Here is an 18,334-nt window from a genome sequence, read left to right on the forward strand (position 1 = left end):
TAGCGCCCTCGGTGTTCTCTGTATCTCGGTGGTTCAGCCAGCGAGTGAACGAACGCCCCAGCACAACCTTCAACCGCCACGCAACGTTCGGCGGCAATCGTCAGCCGCGCAAACTATCGACCTCATCGGCGTTGACCGTCTGGCGTGCGCGGTAGATCGCAATGATCATCGCCAGACCGATCGCGGCTTCTGCCGCTGCCACAGTAATAATGAACAGCGCGAACGTCTGCCCGGCGACGACATTCGGCTCCAGATAGCGCCAGAACGCGACCAGATTGATATTGACGGCATTGAGCATCAATTCGATGCCAAGCAGAATGCCGACGGTATTGCGCCGCGAGAGGGCGCCGAACAACCCGACGCAGAACAGAGCGCCAGCCAGGGTGAGCACCCAGGGAAGCGGAACCGCCTCAGTCATTGACGGCATAACACGCCTCGATGCAGAACCACAGAAGAGAAGAACGACCAGATACCGCCATCATCACGTCTCACCGCCGGTTGCCTCCGACGCCTGGATGGCAGTCGCTACCGGTTCGGGGGACGGCGCCGGTTGCTGTTGTTGCTGGCGCAGGCGCACCTGTTCCGCCAGGGTCAGCACCCGGCGGCGGCGCTCCCGCTCCTCGAAGGCGACGACAATCGCACCGATCATCGCAACCAGCAGCAGGATCGCTGCCACTTCGAATGGCAGGAGATACTCGCGCATAAATGCCGTGCCGATCTGTTGTGGACCGGAGATGGCAGGCGGTTGACCGGCGAGCGGCGGAGGCGGAAGTTGCCATGCGTGGGTCATGACCGTCGGCACAATCAGGAGACCGAACAGCGCTGCCGGCACGATCAACGCAATCCACCAGCGCGGCGTCAGTTGTCGATTCTGGCTTCCTTCGAGATCGCGCGTCAGCATAATGGCGAACAGGATCAGGATCGACACCGCGCCGACGTAGATCAGCACCTGCGCAACACCGAGGAACTCCGCCTCCATCAACAGATAGAGCGCGCCGACGCCGAAGAAGGACGAAATCAGCCAGAGTGCGGCATGCACGATATTCCTCACCGTGACGGTCATGATTGCAGACGTCAGGATAAGCGCGGCAAAGACCACGAACAGAATAGTGATCAACGTATTCATAAGGCGCGCCAATACGATAAATAATGCGCTTGCATCTCAGGAAGCGACGACCAATTCTTCCTCGATCCATTCTTCCTGCGTCGGGCGCTGATTGATCGAGAGAATCCAGTAGGCGGCGGCGATATTGATAATCGCCGTCACCAGAATGGCGATCAATTGGCGCTGCCAGGGCGCAAACCCATCCAGGCTCAACAACCCGCCCCACTGTGCGCTCGTCCACTGCGTCAGCCCGACCATCAGCGATGCGGACACAATATTGACCAAAGCCAGCGGCAGCAACAGTTTCCAGGCAAAATCCATCAACTGATCGACGCGCAGCCGTGGAAACGCGCCGCGCAGCCAGATCATCACAAAGAACAGAACCCAGATTTTGGCAAGCAGGTAGAATGCCGACAGCGCCGCCGCGACATGCACCCACGGACCGCCCATATTCGCCAGCGCCGCGACTCCTGGTCCCTGCCATCCGCCGAGGAACGCGGTGGCAGCAAGCGCCGACAACGCAAAGTTGAGGATGTACTGCGCGATATAGAACGTCGCAAACTTCATGCCGCTGTATTCGGTCATGTAGCCCGCAACAATCTCCGAGTCCGCCTCGGGTATGTCGAACGGGGTGCGCTCACCTTCAGCAAGCGCCGCAATGAAAAAGACGATAAAGCCAAGCAATCCCACCGGCGTAAACACCCACCACCCCAGACCAAGGTCGAGCGCCTGCACCGGTTCACCCGGCGAGCCAGGGAACGACGTCACCGTGGTGTACAGCGACGGCGAGCATCCTGCCGCATCGCCGCAGAGAATGGTTGCGCCCATGAGCGGCACGCCCGCCTGCATGTAGGGCAACTCCAGCAACGACATGCCGCCGGCCAGAATGACGACCGTGAGCAGGGCTGTGACCGCCGGGATTTCGTAGGAGACCAGTTGCGCCACTGCGCGCATCGCACCGAGGAGCGCGAATTTGTTATTCGATCCCCAACCCGCCATCATCAATCCGACGCCCGACACGGCTGACACGGCGACGATGTAGAGCAGTGCGACATTCAGATCGATCGGCTCCCAGCCGCGCCCCCACGGAATGACGGCAAGCATCATCGCCACCGGCGCGAGCGAGACGATTGGCGCCAGCAAGTGCACCCATCGATCGGCGCTGCGCGGAACGATGTCTTCCTTGGTAAACATCTTGACCGCATCAGCGATCGGTTGGAGCAAACCAGCCGGTCCCACCCGATTTGGACCGAGGCGGTCCTGCATGCGCGCAACCACACGTCGTTCCGCCCACACCATCATAATGAAGTTTCCGACGGCATAGAACAGCACAATGGTGGTCACCAGCAGATAGGCGATCAAAACGATCAGCCAGTCCGGGAGAGCGCTGCCAATCCATGATCGCAGGATGTCGGTCATAGTGTGCTCACCTGTTATTCTTCGCTTCCGTCATTTTGGGCAGCGGCTTTTTTCGCAGCATTCGCGGCGCTAATCGCCGCCAGGCGCGCGGCTTTGTCGGTCGGCGCGTCCCCCGTCGTCGGCGCAGGGGCTTCCGCTGCGGGTGGCGCGGAGGCGGCATCGGCGCGTTTCGCCCTGATCTTCTCGACCATCTGCGGCGCAACGCCGATCAGGTCAGGACGGCGCTTCATGTTGCCCTGCAACTTCTTCATTGCGCTGTCCTTCACCTCCGCCCAGAACGACGGCGCGATCTTCTCGTAGTAGGAGATCGGGCGGTTCAACGCTTCCTTGTTAATCGTCAACCCGCCGTGCACATCGGTCGAATACTCGAACTCGTGATCCATTTTAATCGCGTCGAACGGGCAGACTTCCGCACACAGACCGCAACTCATGCAGGCGTCGTACTCGATCAGAAACTCAGCGACTGCCGGAACCGGCTTGCCGGTAGACGGATCGCGGGCCTGCGTCATATGGATGACCTGTGGCGGGCAGATACGCTGGCACTGGAAACACGAGGTGCACAATTCGTGCCCGGTCTCATCATCGTAGAGAAGGATCGGGAAATTGCGGAACGCCTCGGGCAGTTTCAGGCGTTCTTCCGGATACTGAACGGTAAACACGCCCGTCTGCTGACTTGGTTTTTCCAGTTTGCGCGTCAGCGCATCGCGAAAATGGCGAAAGACGACATCGAGGCCCGTCAGCAACCCCTGACCGGCGCGCAGTCTGGGGCGGCTGCGGTCAATAACATAGACCCCGCCTCGCGTCGTTTGGACTTCGGTTGGTTCAGTCTGTATTTCAGTCGTCATCAAGGCTGCACCTTTACTCTGCATTCAATCATGCGCTCGAAAGGTCGCATTTTGCACATACGTGGTGCGTCTTGATCGGTTCTTGTGCGTATTCATTGGATTGTTTTGTATTATCCCAGGTTGAGTTTCAAATGAAGACGGTCTATCTTCTACCGTCAACGTTCACCTGAACCTGCTCCATCGACCGTTTCTTTAAACCACAGAGCCACAGAGGGCGCAGAGAGGAGGATAAACACCTCTGCCAGGCGCCCACTGGGGGGCGCCCCTACCCTGCCTGCAACCTGTGCACATTCAACCTTCAACGGTTTACCGGTCCACCTCACCCATCACGATATCGATGCTCCCAAGGATAACCACCACATCGGCGACCTTATGGCCCCGACACATATCGCCGAGCGGCGTCAGGTTGATGAACGACGGAGCGCGCACCTTGTAGCGATATGGTCGCTCGCTGCCATTGCTCACCAGGTAGAAGCCCAGCTCCCCTTTCGGCGACTCGATGCGCGCATACGCATCACCCGGCGGCGGGCGCAGCGCCTTCTGCTTGCCGATGTTCGCCATCGACGGATTGATATGCCCGCCAGTCGTATCAGGCAGGCGCTCGATCACCTGCTGCAGAATCCGATAACTCTGCCGCATCTCCTCGATACGGATCAGGAAGCGGTCATACACATCCCCCACCGACCCGATTGGAATATCAAAGTCGAGTTCGTCGTACACGCTGTACGGTTCAGCCCGGCGCACATCATACGGAATGCCCGACGCGCGCAGCACCGGACCGGTGACGCTATACGAGACGGCGACTTCTTTCGGCAGAATGCCGACATTCACGGTGCGCGACAACAAGATCTCATTTTCCTTCAACAGACGCTCGAACTCATCGAAGAACGCCGGCAACCCCTGCATCAATTCCTTGAGTTGCGGGATGAACTCAGGCGGAAGGTCGCGCCAAACGCCGCCGAAGCGGAAATAGTTGCACATCATCCGGGCGCCGCTCGCCATCTCGAACAGGTCGAGGATCTTCTCCCGCTCCCGCATGCCGAACATCAACGGCGTCTGCCATGCGCCCATATCGTTCAGCAGAAAGCCGACCGCTGAGGCATGGTTCAGAATACGGGTCAATTCGACCATCAGCACGCGAATGTACTCGGCACGCTGCGGCACACTGATGCCAGCCAGTTTCTCGACTGCCAGCGCCAGCGCGTGGTTGTTCGCCATCGAATTGAAATAATCGAGACGGTCGGTGTACGGCATCGACTGAATGTAGGTCGAAACCTCCGCCAGTTGCTCGTGATTGCGGTGCAGATAGCCGAAGACCGGCTTCAGATCGATGATCGTCTCACCATCGACGGTGACGATCATGCGAAAGACGCCGTGGGTTGACGGATGTTGCGGACCGATATTGATCTGGAGTTCCTGCGTTTGAAGCATCGCTCACATCACTCTTCACTATCGCCAAAATACTTATCACCCTGTTTGGGAAAATCTTTCCGCATCGGCCACCCCTCGAACTCATCCCACATATAAATGCGGGTCAGATTCGGATGACCGGGGAAGACCACGCCGAACAGGTCAAACGCCTCGCGCTCCTGAAGGTTTGCTCCGGGCCACTCATCGGTGAGCGATGGCACGACCGGATGATCGCGCGGCACACGGGTTTTGACCACCAGTTCGGGACCGCCGTCGAGATGATAGAAATGGTAGACGATCTCGATCACACCATCAGCAAGGTAATCGACTGCAGTGATATTCGAGAGCAACTCATAGCCAAGGACGTCGCGCACGTAGCGCGCCACGTCGGGAAGGCGCTCAGGATACACCACGGCATCGTCGGTCGCCAGCAGATCGACGGGCGCGTGCTCGCCGCGCTTATGGCGCGCCGCTTTCCCATCGCCAGCAGATGCCTCGCTCCCGTTGCTCGTCTGCGTGCGGGGACGCGCCGGCATCAAGACGCCTGGCAGATCACGAGCCAGCCGCTCTTTGAGTTCAGCGCTGCTCATCCTGGGCATGGTCTACCTCAACAGCAGGGCGTTTCAGGTCATTATGCGCAATCTCCGGTGCAACGCCTTTCGCCTTCTGGGGCGATTCCAGTTCGACGGTTTCGTCCATGATCGGGAAATAGCGCACCAGTTCAGGGTGTTCGATCATACCGGAGCGCATTTCTCCCTGGGTTGGCGACGTATACGGACTGATGAGCGGCAACCCGCCAACCGGATCGACCAGCTTGCCATCGATCTCCAGCCCATGCTTCCCGAATGTCGGCACCGGATATTCCTTCGCCTCACGCTTCCCATACCAGCGCACCCGGTTCAGGCGTTGCGCATCGATCTGCTTCTGCAACGTCATCAAGGCGTGGAGCAAAGCTTCGGGGCGCGGCGGGCAACCCGGAATATAGACATCAACCGGGATCAGGAGATCGATCCCGCGCAACACATTGTACCCATCGCGGAACGGCCCGCCAGAGGTGGCGCAGGCACCCATCGAAATAACATAGCGTGGTTCGGGCATCTGATTGTAGAGGCGCACCACCTGCGGCGCCATTTTCTTCGTCACCGTCCCCGCGACGATCATCAGGTCCGCCTGGCGCGGCGATGCGCGAAACATCTCGGCGCCGAAGCGCGCCAGGTCGAAGCGCGCCAGACCGGTTGCCATCATCTCGATGGCACAGCACGCAAGGCCAAACGACAGGGGCCAAACTGACGAACGCCGCCCCCAGTTATAGAATCGCTGCATGGTCGTCAAAAAGACGCCCTGCTTTTCCGCTTCGAGCTGGATATGACGATCATCAGACATGTTTGCCTCTCCCTCGCACCCGGTGGAGACGTTGCACTGCAACGGCTCTCCATCGGCAACCCCTCACACCTCGCACCTCGCACTTCGCGCCTCGCACCGCTCGCCCCTGCTCTCCACCAAGATCACGAAAGGCACGAAGGGGCAATGCCACCTTCCACCTTCTACCTTCCACCTTCACACCTCGCGCCTCGCACCTTGCGCCTCGCACCTCGCGCCTCACCTACACCCACTCGAGCGCACCCTTCTTCCATTCGTACACCAGGCCGCCGATCAGAATAACCAGAAACACGGTCATTGCGATCAGCGCAAAGAGGCCGAGCTGCCCATACGCGACCGCCCAGGGGTAGAGGAAGACCACCTCAATATCGAAAATAACAAACGCCAGCGCGTACAGATAATACTGGATCTTGAACTGCACCCGAATATCGCCAATCGCTTCCAGACCGCACTCATACGTGTCGAGCTTGATCGGCGTGGGGCGTTTGGGACCAAGGAAATACGCGGCTACCAGCGGGACGAGCGGGAAGATGACCGCACCGATAAAAAACACGCCAATAAACGCATAGTTCGCCAACATCGGACTGCGCTCCTTGCGGGGACTGTCTCTCTCAGGCGCAATGACATTGCTGAGTATATCACAACCCTTCGTGAAATCGCAAACAAACTGGTAAAAAGATTGCAACCAGGGGTTACAGGTGGGAAGGTGGGAGCGTTGAACGTCGAAGGTTGAACGTTGAACGTGGGAAGGTTGCGGGCAAGGTAGGGGCGCCCCCCTGTGGGCGCACGCAAGAAGCAGACGTAGGGGCGCCCCCTGTGGGCGCACGCGAAAAGGGGCGCGGCAATACACTCGTAAGAACGTGGCGGATGCGAAGGCAGGAAGGTTGGGAGAGGGGATCAAACTATCATTCCAGATGAATCACCTGGGTCGTTTCACCATGGGACGTATGGCTCTCAACCGGGAAGCCGCACTTCTGGATCAGGCGATGCACCCCTTCGTTATCCGCCAGAGAGATCCCGCGCAGACGCTTGATGCCGCGCACCAGCGCCAGTTGGATGAGCAGGTCGAGCATGATCGTCCCCAACCCCTCGCGCTGATAGTCGTCGCGCAACACGATGGCGAACTCGGCGGTATCGGGGTCATTCTTGTCGAGCACGAGGCGCACGACGCCAATCGCATGCTCCTGCCCGTTCTCACGCGCCAGGGCGATGAACGCGGCCTGTTTCCGTTCGTTGAAATCCGCGTAACGCCGCGCTTCGCGCCACAGGATGTCGTCCGGCAGATCGGGCAGGGCGGTGAAAAAGCGGAAACGCCGCGTCTCCGGCGAGAGGTGATGAAACAGATCGACCAGCAAGGAGGCATCGGTCGGGCGAATATGCCTGATCCGCACCTTGCGCCCCTTGCGGGTGACGACGGTCACAGAGCCGTGGCCTCGTACAAAGCGGTCGGATTCGGTTTGTAGCTTCATATCTGCTCCTGACTCTACTTCCTCATATGTTATAATACACCCAATCAGCGATAAATGGGGTTGATTTTTCTCGACTTTATAACGCAATGCATTATTACCTGAAGGAACGCTATCAATGACTTCTGCCACATCAGCATACCGCCTGGCGCTGGTAGGTTTTGGGAGCGTCGGTCGCGGATTCACCGAGATACTGTCGTTGTATCGTCAGCGTTTCGTTGATCGTTACGGCGTCGATGTACAGATCGTCGCCGCCTGCACCCGGCGCTGGTGTGTGTACGACCCGAACGGGATCGACGCTGCAACGCTGCTACGCGCTGCGGCATCGGACGCAATCGGTGAATTGCCGGGTGCGCGCGCCTGGAATACCGATCAGATGATCGCTCAGGTAGACGCCGATGTGCTGGTGGAAGCGTCGCCGACCGATATGACGACAGGTGAACCGGCGACGACGCATATCCGGGCAGCCATTGCGCGCGGCATGCACATCATTACTGCCAACAAAGGACCGATCGCGCTTTACTTCGCTGAACTTCGTCGCCTCGCGGAAGAACGCGGCGTCACGCTCGGACTCGAGGCCACCGTGATGTCGGGCACGCCGGCGTTGCGCCTGGGATGGAGCGATCTTGCCGGGTGCGACATCCAGGAAGTGCGCGGGATCGTGAATGGCACCACCAATTTCATTCTGACCAGAATGGAACGCGGGATGGATTACGCCAGCGCACTGGCGGAGGCGCAACGCCTGGGGTATGCCGAAACCGACCCAACCGGCGATGTGGAGGGACACGATGCCGCTGGCAAAGCCGCCATCCTGGCGAATGTCCTGATGGATGCGCGACTGACCCCGGCGGATGTCGAGTGCGAAGGGATCACCGGCATCACCCGCGAGATGGTCGCGGCGGCGGCGGCGGCGGGTGAACGCTGGAAACTGATTGCGCGCGTCTGGCGCGATGGTCCGACAGTGCGGGCAGCGGTGCGTCCGCTGCGGTTAATGATCGCGCATCCGCTGTCCAGTGTCGATGGCGCAACCAATGCGCTGGCAATCACCACCGACCTGCTCGGCGATGTGACGATCATCGGTCCAGGAGCAGGCGGGGTCGCTACCGGCTTTGCGATCCTGTCCGATCTGCTGGCGTTGCATCGGGTTCGGAGAACTGAGAACCAAGAACCGAGAACTGAGAACCAAGAACCGAGAACTGAGAACCGAGAACCGAGAACTGAGAACCGAGAACTAAGAACCGAGAACTGAGAACTGAGAACCAAGCGCATCGCATGTCTCGGACGCATGACTGCGCATTGGCATCAGCAGCCCCAGCGGGGCTTGCACTTGCGGTGAGCGTAGTCGAACTGCGTGCTCAGCGAGGGCTTCAGCCCGCAGCGCCCCGGCGTCTCGCCGCGCACACCGGCAGTATCGTACCAATGACCGCTGTGCAGTGGACTCAAATAATGGTTTTTGAGAAAATAATCCAGTATCGCCCGGTGCAACCCGCTTGCCTCTCGCTTCTCGCCTCTCGCCTCTCGCCTCTCGCCTCTTGCCTCTCGCCTCTTGCCTCTCGCCTCTCGCCTCGCATTGGCATCAGAAACCATTATCGTCCACATGACCGCGCATTGTATGAGAACTGTACAACAGATGAACACGCTGTTTGGTCTCTGGCATGGCAGGGTGCGTGTGCTCTGTGTGACGCTTGTCTGCGCACTTCTCCTCCTGAGCAGCGGCGCGATTGTTGGGGGGCAGCCGGCTGCGCCGCAGGATGCTTCGTTCGCTGTGTATCTGCCGCTGGTGGTGGCGCCAGCAACGCCAATGTCGAACCTCCCCGCAATCGCCGCGACCTACATTGGCGGCGCTGGCGCCGATGAACTCAACGGCGCCGGCATTGCCCCCGATGGCGCCCTGATCGTTGCCGGCGCGTTGCCTGGCTATGCGCCGCCAGCTGCACCGGTAATCACGCTGCCGGGCGCCACCACTGGCGCCGTGGTGCGCCTGAGCGCCACTGGCAGCGGCGTGCTGTCGGTCCTGCGGTTCGGCAGCGTCGTGCGCGACCTGGAGATCAATACCACCGGTCACCTGATTGTCTGTGGCGACGCCGGAATTGTGCGCCTGAGCGCCGATGCCGCAAGCGCCGTCTGGAGCGCAAATCCCGGCAATGTTGCGCGCTGCGCCGCCGGCGCAGACGGAACCGCAGCCGCATTGGCGGGCAAGACGGTTTTCGTGTACGACGTGCATGGTGCACCGGTCGCCTCTTGGACCGTGGATGGCACAGTCGCCGGCGATCTGGCGGTCGACTCAGCGCGCGGGCAGGTGATCGTCGGCGGCTACACGCAGGTCAGCAGCAACCTGCAACTGCCATGGGTGCGAGCATATGCCTATGACGGAACGCTGCGCTGGCGCAGTTACGATTTTGCCGCCGTGCCCGGATTTGGCGCCGATAGCCGGGTGGAGCGCCTCGCGCTCGGCGCCGATGGCAACCTGTATGTCGCCGGGTCGATCAACGGCGGTGTTGGCGTGTCGGTCTTCTCGCGCGACCGAAGGACCTCTCAATTCCACTGGGTGCGCGCCTGGTCCAGCACGACCTGTACAGCGACTCGACCAACACCGGCAGTGTCAAGATCGGGTGGTTTGGGCGCTTCAACCCGGCGGACGGGTCGCTCACCCTGGCGCAGGCATTGCTGACGCGACGCACGAGCGACAACAAGGGAAATTCGATCAGCATTCGCGCAATCGCTGCCAACGAGGGCGGACAGGTGTTCCTGGCGGGTGATGCAGCCTGCTGCATCAAGAACCGCGACCAGCAGCGAATTGCTGGGATCGCCGTGGGTCCATACGAGGGCGGCGAGGGGTATGTGGCGCTGATCAGCGCCAATTTCCAGCAGCGCCTGATCTGGACGCCCTACGCCGGTCCGATGCTGTCGGGCGGGAAAAGCGCCGCGCACGCACTTGCCGTGCGCAACGGGAAGGCGCTGGCTGTGGCGACCCTGAGCCTGGATCCGGCGAGGCCGCGCAGCCTGATCACGTTCAACGCACTGCAACCCGCTCCCGGCGGATCAACCGGATCGGAGGGGTATTTGCTCCTCTGGCGTGCGCCATAAGCAAGCACAACGGCAACCCTGCTAGACGACCATCCCCAGCGCCAGCAGGAGACCAAATGCCAGGTGCAGCCGGGCGGTTCCTTTGAGCGCCAGGTTGAGCGTCCGCCCCTCACCGGTGAGCATGGTGCGCATCGGTGCAATCGCCAGCGGCGCGGAGAGCCACGCCAGCATCACCCACGGTCCGGTCAGCCCACCGAGCCAGAGGAGCGGCGGCGCCAGGAATGCGCCAATAACGAGGAACGCATACTCAGCGCGCGCCGCCCGCGCACCGATGATCACCGCCAGCGTGCGCTTCCCCGCTGCGCGGTCAGTAGCAATGTCGCGCAGGTTGTTGACCACGATAATCGCGGTGACCAGCATCGCCACCGGCACGGACGCCGCCCATGCCAGCAGCGGCACTGCGCCGACGTGCAGATACGCCGTCGCCGTTACGGCCACGATCCCGAAGAAGATAAAGGTGAACAGATCGCCCAATCCGTTATAACCCAGGGGCCATGGTCCGCCGGTGTAGAGCACGCCAGCGGCAATCGAGAGGATGCCGATCACCAGGATGGGCCAGCCGCCGACGATGATCAGATAGACGCCGATCAGCGCCGCTGCGCCAAACGTGATGATCATGCCGGTACGCACGGTCTCCGGCGCCAGCAGTCCCGCCTGCGTGACGCGCACCGGACCCAGGCGTTCGGCGGTGTCGGCGCCTTTCCGAAAGTCGAAGTAATCGTTCGCCAGGTTCGTCCCGATCTGGATGAGCAACGCCCCGGCGAGCGCCGCAAGAAACGGCAGCCAGCGGAAACTCCCGGCGGCGAATGCCGCCGCCGACCCGACGATCACCGGCGCGACGGCGGCAGGGAGCGTCTGCGGGCGCGCAGCGAGCACCCACGCGCGCAATCGACCGGGATGGGATGGGGAGAGCGGGAGGTTCATTGGTATCCTCACGTATTCCTCTCTTATTATAATATCATAGGGGTTAGGGGTTAGAGGTTAGGGGTTAGAGGTTAGAGGTTAGAAACACCTGCCCACTCCCCCCTCCCCGCCTGCCTGCTGCCCACTCCTCACCTGCCCGCTCTCCACTCCCCGCCTGCCCACCTGCCTTCCTGCAATCCTCTCGCCTCTTGCCTCTTCCCTCTTGCCTGGATATTCGACATTTTCGCTCATCTGTCCTATACTCGTGGCATGTCTCTGGGAAAGGGGAACGTCTATGTCGCTCGATCTGACCGAACTGAGCCGCCAGGCACGCGAAATGAGCAGCGCCCTGAACCGCGAAGCGCCGGATTATGTGCAGCGCTGTGCGCAGGCGCTCGAACATTATCTGCGAAGCGGTGAGCCTGCCGAACCGCGCGAGTCGTCCGCCCACGCGATGTGGGCGCAGGCGGTAGACCTGAGCCGCGACGGGTGCGTCTGGCTGCTGGCGCGCCCGGTCGAGCCGCTCAATACGGTGCGCGACGCTCCGCCGCGACCGCCGGATTATGCGGTGATTGCGACGGATGGGTCGCACATCGACATCGACCGACACGGCGCGGCGCTCTGTTATGTGCTCAACATTGGGCGCGTCTACCTGCGGTATGGCGCGAGTCCGGCGGCGAAACTGGCGGCGCACCCGACGCTCTGCTTTCGTGAAGAGGATCTCTATCTGACCGACGGCATGCGGCGTATTCCCATCGAGGGCAACTATCTCAGCGCGCGGCGCGACGTCGCCGAAGGAACTGAACTGGTCTCCCTGGCAGAGGAGTTTCTCACCGCCAATGACATCCCGGCGCTGGCGCTCCAGGACGGCACGCTCGTGCGCTGGACGCTTGCAGGCGCAGAGAAAGCGGTGCTGGAGCATTTTCTGCGCCCCTACCTGACCTGCCTCGACGAGATGCGCGCACGCAAGATTCCGGTCGCCTCCTACATCAGCCGTCCGCGGTCGCCTGAAGTGGCCGGGATGATCCGCCTGATGCTCTGCCCTGATGTGAACCTGGAACAGCAGCGCGGCGCAAAGTGCAACGCCTGTAGCGATGCCGCCGCCGGGCGCACGCCATCGTGCTTTGTCTGCCACGGGTTGAGCGATGCCAACATTCTGGCGGATATGCTGGACGAAGGGCAACGTGGACCACTGTTCGCCTCGATGTCGCGGGTCAATGTCGAATCCTACGGCGCGCACCTGATTCACTTCTTCTACATGCGCGTCGGGCGAGAAATCGCGCGGGTCGAAATGCCGCGCTGGGTCGCCGAAGATGCTGAACTCCTCGACCGGGTGCATGCGCTGGTGTACGATCAGTGCCTCAAGGGGCAGGGATACCCGGTGGCGCTGGCGCGCGCTCACGAGCAGGCGGTCATTCGCGCCGCCGACCGCCGCGCCTTCGAGCGGATCGTCGAACGAAGCCTGATCCGGGCAGACCTTCCTGCAACCTCGTCGCGCAAGGCGGCGTCGAAAGAGCAGCAGGCTGTGTGATGCCGGCACTATTCCTCGAAGAGGTGCTCTAATGACACACAGGGTCTCTGCTCCCACGGCAGTTGCTCCGGTTGCCAACGTCAACCCCCTGTTCCCGCTTGCGCTGTCGCTCCTGTCTGGCGCACTGATCGGCACCTCGATGCCGACGATCCTGGATTGGGGACTGCTCGGCTAGATAGGCGTGGCGCCGCTCCTGATCGCGCTCCATACCCAACCGCTCCCGCGCCACTTTGTGATAGCGCTTCCCTTTGGCATCATCTGGTCCGCCATAGCGCACCTCTGGTACCCGGCGATGTTCGGTCCGGTGTTGGGCATCGTCCTGATCATCGCGGTCGGATGCTTCTATGCCGGACTGATTCATGCAGGAACGGCGCTCCAGGAACAATTGCCGGAGTCGCTCAAGGCGCTGGGGGCGCCGGTGGTCTGGACGGCGCTGGAGTTCCTGCGATTCATTGCGCCCGTAACCGGTGACTGGTGGATTGAACTGCTGGCGAAGAGCCAGTGGCGCTTTCTGCCAGCCCTGCAAGTTCTCACCGTCACCGGCTTTCCCGGTCTCAGTTTCCTGGTCATGCTGGTGAACAGCGCCATCGCGTTGCTGATTGTCGCCGCCTGGAAACGGCGCCAGGCGCATATGCCCGCAGTTGCGGCGCTTGCAGCAGTGGCGGCGATCATCATCTGGGGAGCGCTGATCATCCCGCCTGCGCCGGATAACCGCACTTCGGCAAGCTCAGCGCACCACTTTCGGATCGCAGCGACGGTCGATCTGGCGAACCAGGACCGTGCGATTCAGGCGCTCAGCCGTCTGCCCGTCGAGCAGGAAGGGTACTACGCCGATACGCCGGAGATGTCGCAGGCGATCTTCGATGTGAACGCCGCACTGACGCGCAGCGTTGCCGAATGGCGTCCCGCCTTCGTCGTCTGGCCCGAAAATGAGTTCGCCGATGCCGACGATCCCGCCTTCGCCGCGCAGGTCGGCAATCTGGCACGCGAAATGAACGCCTACCTGGTCGTCGATATGGTCTGGCGCACCGCAGACGGCATGTACGACGCCGCGGTAATGTTCGGACCGGACGGCGCGGAGGCAGGACGGCGCGCCAAGATCAATGTGACGGGTGAGGAGCAGGAGTTCGGATTTGTGCCGGGGCCACGCGACTTTCCGGTATTCGAGACGCCCTACGGCAGAGTCGGATTGGGCGTCTGCTGGGACCGCCATCTCCCCTGGATTACACGCGAACTGGCGCGCGCCGGAGCGCAGATCGCGCTGATGCCGGTGGACGACGACTTCTCCGGTAACCGCTGGTTTCCGCCGTTGCACGCTTCCGATACGGTCTTCCGGGCGGTGGAGAACCGTGTCGCCTTTGGTCTGGGCGCCACCAGCGGCGTTGCGATGGTGATCGATCCGTATGGGCGAATCACCGCCGAGAGCGGCATCAATCAGCGCGGCGTGGTGACAGGTGAGACATTCGTGGTTTCCGAACGAACGCTCTCCACCCGCTTTGGCGACTGGTTCGGCTGGCTGGCGGTGCTGGCGATGGGGATAGGGTTTGTGGCGCATCGCTGGTATGGCAGGCGCTGAAACAAGCGACTGTCGTTCTACGGGTTTTTTATGGGGCGATCAACCAAAACCTGGACAATCAAGGATGTGGCGTGGCAGACGGTGGCTTCGACAGGCTCAGCCGGCTTCGACAGGCTCAGCCACCGTCCGCTCCCTGCCGTCTGGATGAGAGCCTGTTCAGAAAAAATCATCGGATGGGTGGGCGAAGGCATTGCCTTCGCCCACCCATCCGCACGTCACGTGGCAATGTTTCGGACAGGCTCTTACCTGTTTCGGAAGATCGTCCAGATGCCGCCCAAAATGATCACAATCCCTATTCCACCGGCGATAAGCCCCACAACCGGCGCGATCGACATTGTCGCTCGCTGGTAAGCGATATACTGGTTGCGCGTGCCGCCAAAGATGAATTCCGCTTCGATCGCGCGCCCTTCGCCGCTATCGACGACCCGACCGACTGCCGTGACCGAATTGCCTGCCTCGAAACCACGATACCGCTTCGTTCCTTCGCGGCTGAACCCATTCCACTCCAGACGACTCGACTCCTGCCATTGCACCGGCGGTTCCTCAAGCCGGTACGCATCATTGGCTATCTGCACAGCGCCATCGGCGACCCGAATGAGCAAAGGCGGCGTCCAGCGCTCATCTTCTTTCCACACCTCCCGATTATCGGTGGTGTCGATGCCGCGATACTCTTCGCGGATATACGCAACGAAATTGCGCACATTCACCGGATTGCGCGCATCGATCACACCTTCGATGAGCACTTCCGCGCCACCGGCGCTGCGTTCGACATCGCGCGCTGTTGCAACCGGAAGGCGCGTAGCGCGTTCCGCCGCTGCTTGTGCGGCGCGCGCACTGAAGATGCCAATGCTGACGCCGCCGATGAGGAAAACGATCCCGACCAGGACGAGGATGAAAGAGCTCATATGTCGTGAACAACCCTGCATACCAGAACTTCCCATATGCGATTACTGACATCTTGTGTCGAATTGAGCAGGAATGCCCACCGACGGCGACACACCACCGATGAGACCTTCCATCAGCAAGAACGATGTCACCGGGCAAGATTCGCAGTCCGACACAAAGGACTCGACTCTGCTCCATTGCGAAGTTCGGTGTTGCATAGAGCGCGCGATGTGTCGCGCGCGAAGCGTGGAGAATGGACAATCTACCGCAGAAATCTACATCCACCGGTGGAGGCGCAGTGTGATGCCAACCCACACGCCGGCGAAGACCGCTGCGCCGAACACCCACCCTGATAGCGCAAACGCGGAGATGCCAGAGAGAAGCGTTCCCACCGTGCAGCCGAGCGCTGTCATGGCGCCCCACCCCATCAATACCCCGCCGAGCAGCGCCGCGACGCTTCCGCCGGGGCGCGGCGCCGTCGGTTGGAAGCGACCGGCAAGCAGTGCAGCGCCAAATGATCCGAGCGCCAGCCCCACGATCAGCCAGCCGTTGTCGCTAATCGTCTGCACCACCTGCGTGGCGCAGCCGGCGAAACCATCCAGACCATTGAGACGCGCCGGCAACCATCCCGCCTGGTTCATCACCGTCCGGGTTGCGCTACCGAGTTGCGATGTGACGCCCAGCGGTTCGATCCGCAGGTATGCCACAACGCCGATGATCCCGACAACTGCGCCGGTCACGAGCGGGTTCCAGCGGTCACGGAAGAGCGCCTGGCATAGGATTTTTACGTCAAGTTTATATGCAGGGCGGGGCGGCAGCGATGGAACGTAGCGCAGCAGCGCGAGCGCCAGGACGCCGAGCACTGCCAGATGCAGAAAGAGCGACCCGCCATAGCCGATCCAGTGCGGCAGCCAGACGATAGGCGCATCGGCGATTATCGTCACGTAGAGCCAATGCCACGTCCCGAAACCGAAACCAAAGCCGATCAGCGAACCGGCAAGCGCCAGCGGCGCATACCCCGATCCCTCTCCCAGGCGATACAGATGCCCGCTGATGCACGCACCGGAGAGCGCCATCCCTATGCCAAATGCCAGACCAGCAGCAACCAGCGCCAGGCTGGCCGGTCCGATATGCGCATCGGGCGCCAATCGACCGCTCGCCGGATTGGGCAGAAACGCGCCAAACACGATGACATATCCAATGCCACTCACCGCCAGTGCAGCCAGGATCGCGTAGAGCGGACCGGCGTTGCGCTGCTCGATGAAGTCGCGGAAGATGCAGAAGAAGCAGAACCGCCCGCGCTCAAAGGCAACGCCAAGTGCGGCGCCGATCAGCAGCGAGAGGGTCGCCGATGCACCGCGCCCCGGCGTCGTCTGCAACAGATACGCGCCTGCCAGCAACCCGACGAAGAGCAGCACCGCTCCGCCATAGCGCAGCATCTCTGCCGCAGTCAGTTCAGGTTTGGGAGAAGCAGCCCGGTCAGCCGGGCTGCTCCCAGGCAATGCGTTCGACATCGTCGTCTACTTCACGCCCCAGATGGTGCCGGCGGGATTGGCAATCGGCACGCCGACGCTGTTGCCATACTCGGTCCAGGAACCATCGTAGAGCGCCACCTGATACCCCAGGATTTCACTGAGAACGAACCAGGTGTGGCTGGCGCGCTCGCCAATCCGGCAGTAGGTGATGACCGGCTTGCTGCCATCGACGCCCGCTTCGGCATACAGCTGGCGCAGTTCCTCAACGCTCTTGAAGGTGCCATCGTCCCTGAGCGCCTTCTTCCACGGGATGTTGACGGCGCCAGGGATATGACCTGCGCGCACTGCCAGTTCCTGGAACCCTTCCGGCGCAAAAATCTTCCCGCTGAACTCATCCGGCGAGCGAATATCGACCAGCACTCGATTGTCCTCACCATTCACGACCTTCAACACATCCGGCAGGAGCGCCCGCAGATCGCCGCGCTGCTGAACGGTAAAATCGCCTGGCGGATAGACCGGCGCGCGGGTCGAGAGTTCGCGGTTCTCGGCTTCCCACTTGCTGCGGCTGCCATCCAGCAACCGCACGTCCTCCGCGCCATACTGGCGGAAGACCCACGCGCCCCAGGCGGCGAACCAGTTGTTGTTGTCGCCGTAGAGCACGATGGTTGTGTCGTTGTTGATGCCTGCAGCGCGCGCCAGTTCCTGGAAGCGCTCTGGCGCAATGATATTGCGCGATACCGTATCGACGAAATCGGTGGTCCAGACAAAGTTGACCGCGCCGGGAATGTGACCGCGTTCGTACAACCCCGGCACGACGCTGACTTCAATCACGCGCACCTTTGGATTGTCGAGATTCTGCGCGAGCCATTCGGTGCTGACAACGACATCTTCGAAATTGCGCGGTTCGCGGGGTGAACTCACAGCCGCAGGAGCAGCAGGAGCGGCGGGCGTTGCCGGCGCGACGGTCGATGGCGCCGCCGGCTGCGGGCGATTAACAGAGATGATCGCCACGATGGCGAGTGTCACGAGTGCGCCGGCAACGGCGGCGCCAGCAGTCCGCAACAGCGTTCTGTCCACAAGGTCCTCGCTTTCGATGGGTGAACGGTTTCCCTGGATGCACCGGTGCAAGAGCAGTATAGCCGAGATTTATAAGTTTGTCAATCTATTTAGTCAAGAAAACCGGAGGGGCAGGTCTCCGACCTGCCCGTACATGGGCGCCCAATGTGACCGTTACCAATAGGCGGATGGCGGC

The 18,334-nt window shown here is 61.4% G+C and carries 19 protein-coding genes; 6 read left to right on the forward strand and 13 right to left on the reverse strand.

The annotated features are described in order from the left end of the window. Nucleotides 1-100 precede the first annotated feature (100 nt). The 9 genes from nuoK to AC3EA7_RS15495 all read right to left on the reverse strand — a co-directional run bounded on the left by nuoK (nt 101) and on the right by AC3EA7_RS15495 (nt 7,628). Nucleotides 101-427 carry an NADH-quinone oxidoreductase subunit NuoK gene (gene nuoK / locus AC3EA7_RS15455; RefSeq protein ID WP_488614964.1) on the reverse strand — a complete coding sequence of 109 codons (327 nt, stop codon included), beginning with the start codon at nt 425-427 and terminating at the stop codon, nt 101-103. Nucleotides 428-481: 54 nt separating this feature from the next. Further along, nucleotides 482-1,126, reverse strand: a complete 645-nt coding sequence (locus AC3EA7_RS15460; protein WP_488614965.1) for an NADH-quinone oxidoreductase subunit J family protein — start codon at nt 1,124-1,126, stop codon at nt 482-484. A gap of 36 nt (nt 1,127-1,162) precedes the next feature. Beyond that, nucleotides 1,163-2,524, reverse strand: coding sequence for a complex I subunit 1/NuoH family protein (locus AC3EA7_RS15465; RefSeq protein WP_488614966.1), 1,362 nt, complete (start codon nt 2,522-2,524; stop codon nt 1,163-1,165). 14 nt (nt 2,525-2,538) lie between these two features. Next, nucleotides 2,539-3,369, reverse strand: coding sequence for a 4Fe-4S dicluster domain-containing protein (locus AC3EA7_RS15470; RefSeq protein ID WP_488614967.1), 831 nt, complete (start codon nt 3,367-3,369; stop codon nt 2,539-2,541). A 306-nt stretch (nt 3,370-3,675) separates the two neighbouring features. After that, nucleotides 3,676-4,800, reverse strand: coding sequence for an NADH-quinone oxidoreductase subunit D (locus AC3EA7_RS15475; RefSeq protein ID WP_488614968.1), 1,125 nt, complete (start codon nt 4,798-4,800; stop codon nt 3,676-3,678). A gap of 8 nt (nt 4,801-4,808) precedes the next feature. Then, on the reverse strand, nt 4,809-5,378 hold the full coding sequence (locus AC3EA7_RS15480; RefSeq protein ID WP_488614969.1) for an NADH-quinone oxidoreductase subunit C: 570 nt from the start codon (nt 5,376-5,378) through the stop codon (nt 4,809-4,811). Continuing rightward, nucleotides 5,356-6,162: an NADH-quinone oxidoreductase subunit B gene (locus AC3EA7_RS15485; protein WP_488614970.1), complete on the reverse strand. Its 807-nt coding sequence runs from the start codon at nt 6,160-6,162 to the stop codon at nt 5,356-5,358. Before AC3EA7_RS15485 ends, AC3EA7_RS15480 begins: the two co-directional genes overlap by 23 nt. 220 nt (nt 6,163-6,382) lie before the next feature. Next, nucleotides 6,383-6,739, reverse strand: a complete 357-nt coding sequence (locus tag AC3EA7_RS15490; RefSeq protein ID WP_488614971.1) for an NADH-quinone oxidoreductase subunit A — start codon at nt 6,737-6,739, stop codon at nt 6,383-6,385. A 325-nt stretch (nt 6,740-7,064) separates the two neighbouring features. Continuing rightward, on the reverse strand, nt 7,065-7,628 hold the full coding sequence (locus tag AC3EA7_RS15495) for a GNAT family N-acetyltransferase (protein ID WP_488614972.1): 564 nt from the start codon (nt 7,626-7,628) through the stop codon (nt 7,065-7,067). Nucleotides 7,629-7,743: 115 nt separating this feature from the next. Between AC3EA7_RS15495 and AC3EA7_RS15500 the strand changes: the two genes are divergently transcribed. From AC3EA7_RS15500 to AC3EA7_RS15510, 3 genes are all read left to right on the forward strand, one after another. Next, nucleotides 7,744-8,874, forward strand: a complete 1,131-nt coding sequence (locus tag AC3EA7_RS15500) for a homoserine dehydrogenase (RefSeq protein WP_488614973.1) — start codon at nt 7,744-7,746, stop codon at nt 8,872-8,874. 363 nt (nt 8,875-9,237) lie between these two features. Continuing rightward, on the forward strand, nt 9,238-10,296 hold the full coding sequence (locus AC3EA7_RS15505; RefSeq protein WP_488614974.1) for a hypothetical protein: 1,059 nt from the start codon (nt 9,238-9,240) through the stop codon (nt 10,294-10,296). After that, nucleotides 10,290-10,712, forward strand: coding sequence for a hypothetical protein (locus AC3EA7_RS15510; RefSeq protein ID WP_488614975.1), 423 nt, complete (start codon nt 10,290-10,292; stop codon nt 10,710-10,712). The genes AC3EA7_RS15505 and AC3EA7_RS15510 overlap by 7 nt, the downstream gene beginning before the upstream one ends. 21 nt (nt 10,713-10,733) lie before the next feature. Here the strand turns inward: AC3EA7_RS15510 and AC3EA7_RS15515 are convergent, their stop codons facing one another. Beyond that, the gene (locus tag AC3EA7_RS15515) at nt 10,734-11,636 is read right to left on the reverse strand and encodes a 1,4-dihydroxy-2-naphthoate polyprenyltransferase (protein WP_488614976.1); all 903 of its coding nucleotides are present in this window, start codon (nt 11,634-11,636) and stop codon (nt 10,734-10,736) included. Nucleotides 11,637-11,910: 274 nt separating this feature from the next. On the opposite strand from AC3EA7_RS15515, the gene AC3EA7_RS15520 reads away from it, so the two are divergent. From AC3EA7_RS15520 to AC3EA7_RS15530, 3 genes are read left to right on the forward strand one after another with little or no spacing between them, the layout of a single operon-like run. Further along, nucleotides 11,911-13,146, forward strand: coding sequence for a DNA double-strand break repair nuclease NurA (locus tag AC3EA7_RS15520; RefSeq protein WP_488614977.1), 1,236 nt, complete (start codon nt 11,911-11,913; stop codon nt 13,144-13,146). A 31-nt stretch (nt 13,147-13,177) separates the two neighbouring features. Beyond that, nucleotides 13,178-13,321 carry a hypothetical protein gene (locus AC3EA7_RS15525; RefSeq protein ID WP_488614978.1) on the forward strand — a complete coding sequence of 48 codons (144 nt, stop codon included), beginning with the start codon at nt 13,178-13,180 and terminating at the stop codon, nt 13,319-13,321. A gap of 6 nt (nt 13,322-13,327) precedes the next feature. Further along, complete coding sequence (locus tag AC3EA7_RS15530; RefSeq protein ID WP_488614979.1) at nt 13,328-14,722, forward strand: nitrilase-related carbon-nitrogen hydrolase; 1,395 nt, start codon at nt 13,328-13,330, stop codon at nt 14,720-14,722. Between the two features lie 242 nt (nt 14,723-14,964). Here the strand turns inward: AC3EA7_RS15530 and AC3EA7_RS15535 are convergent, their stop codons facing one another. From AC3EA7_RS15535 to AC3EA7_RS15545, 3 genes are all read right to left on the reverse strand, one after another. Continuing rightward, complete coding sequence (locus AC3EA7_RS15535) at nt 14,965-15,627, reverse strand: hypothetical protein (RefSeq protein ID WP_488614980.1); 663 nt, start codon at nt 15,625-15,627, stop codon at nt 14,965-14,967. Between the two features lie 255 nt (nt 15,628-15,882). Beyond that, a complete protein-coding gene (locus AC3EA7_RS15540) occupies nt 15,883-17,121 on the reverse strand; it encodes a YeeE/YedE family protein (RefSeq protein WP_488614981.1) in 1,239 nt (412 codons plus the stop codon). A gap of 6 nt (nt 17,122-17,127) precedes the next feature. Then, nucleotides 17,128-18,159: a sulfurtransferase gene (locus tag AC3EA7_RS15545; RefSeq protein ID WP_488614982.1), complete on the reverse strand. Its 1,032-nt coding sequence runs from the start codon at nt 18,157-18,159 to the stop codon at nt 17,128-17,130. Nucleotides 18,160-18,334: the final 175 nt, after the last annotated feature.

The sequence above is a fragment of the Roseiflexus sp. genome, assembly GCF_057785375.1.

Bases quoted from the DNA above. Each gene is read 5' to 3' on its own strand.
- AC3EA7_RS15480 (WP_488614969.1), bottom strand. From the start codon at position 5,378: ATGCCCAGGATGAGCAGCGCTGAACTCAAAGAGCGGCTGGCTCGTGAT.
- AC3EA7_RS15500 (WP_488614973.1), top strand. From the start codon at position 7,744: ATGACTTCTGCCACATCAGCATACCGCCTGGCGCTGGTAGGTTTTGGG.
- AC3EA7_RS15515 (WP_488614976.1), bottom strand. From the start codon at position 11,636: ATGAACCTCCCGCTCTCCCCATCCCATCCCGGTCGATTGCGCGCGTGG.
- AC3EA7_RS15535 (WP_488614980.1), bottom strand. From the start codon at position 15,627: ATGAGCTCTTTCATCCTCGTCCTGGTCGGGATCGTTTTCCTCATCGGC.
- AC3EA7_RS15465 (WP_488614966.1), bottom strand. From the start codon at position 2,524: ATGACCGACATCCTGCGATCATGGATTGGCAGCGCTCTCCCGGACTGG.
- AC3EA7_RS15495 (WP_488614972.1), bottom strand. From the start codon at position 7,628: ATGAAGCTACAAACCGAATCCGACCGCTTTGTACGAGGCCACGGCTCT.
- AC3EA7_RS15505 (WP_488614974.1), top strand. From the start codon at position 9,238: ATGAGAACTGTACAACAGATGAACACGCTGTTTGGTCTCTGGCATGGC.
- AC3EA7_RS15460 (WP_488614965.1), bottom strand. From the start codon at position 1,126: ATGAATACGTTGATCACTATTCTGTTCGTGGTCTTTGCCGCGCTTATC.
- AC3EA7_RS15520 (WP_488614977.1), top strand. From the start codon at position 11,911: ATGTCGCTCGATCTGACCGAACTGAGCCGCCAGGCACGCGAAATGAGC.
- nuoK (WP_488614964.1), bottom strand. From the start codon at position 427: ATGCCGTCAATGACTGAGGCGGTTCCGCTTCCCTGGGTGCTCACCCTG.
- AC3EA7_RS15475 (WP_488614968.1), bottom strand. From the start codon at position 4,800: ATGCTTCAAACGCAGGAACTCCAGATCAATATCGGTCCGCAACATCCG.
- AC3EA7_RS15540 (WP_488614981.1), bottom strand. From the start codon at position 17,121: ATGTCGAACGCATTGCCTGGGAGCAGCCCGGCTGACCGGGCTGCTTCT.
- AC3EA7_RS15470 (WP_488614967.1), bottom strand. From the start codon at position 3,369: ATGACGACTGAAATACAGACTGAACCAACCGAAGTCCAAACGACGCGA.
- AC3EA7_RS15525 (WP_488614978.1), top strand. From the start codon at position 13,178: ATGACACACAGGGTCTCTGCTCCCACGGCAGTTGCTCCGGTTGCCAAC.
- AC3EA7_RS15490 (WP_488614971.1), bottom strand. From the start codon at position 6,739: ATGTTGGCGAACTATGCGTTTATTGGCGTGTTTTTTATCGGTGCGGTC.
- AC3EA7_RS15485 (WP_488614970.1), bottom strand. From the start codon at position 6,162: ATGTCTGATGATCGTCATATCCAGCTCGAAGCGGAAAAGCAGGGCGTC.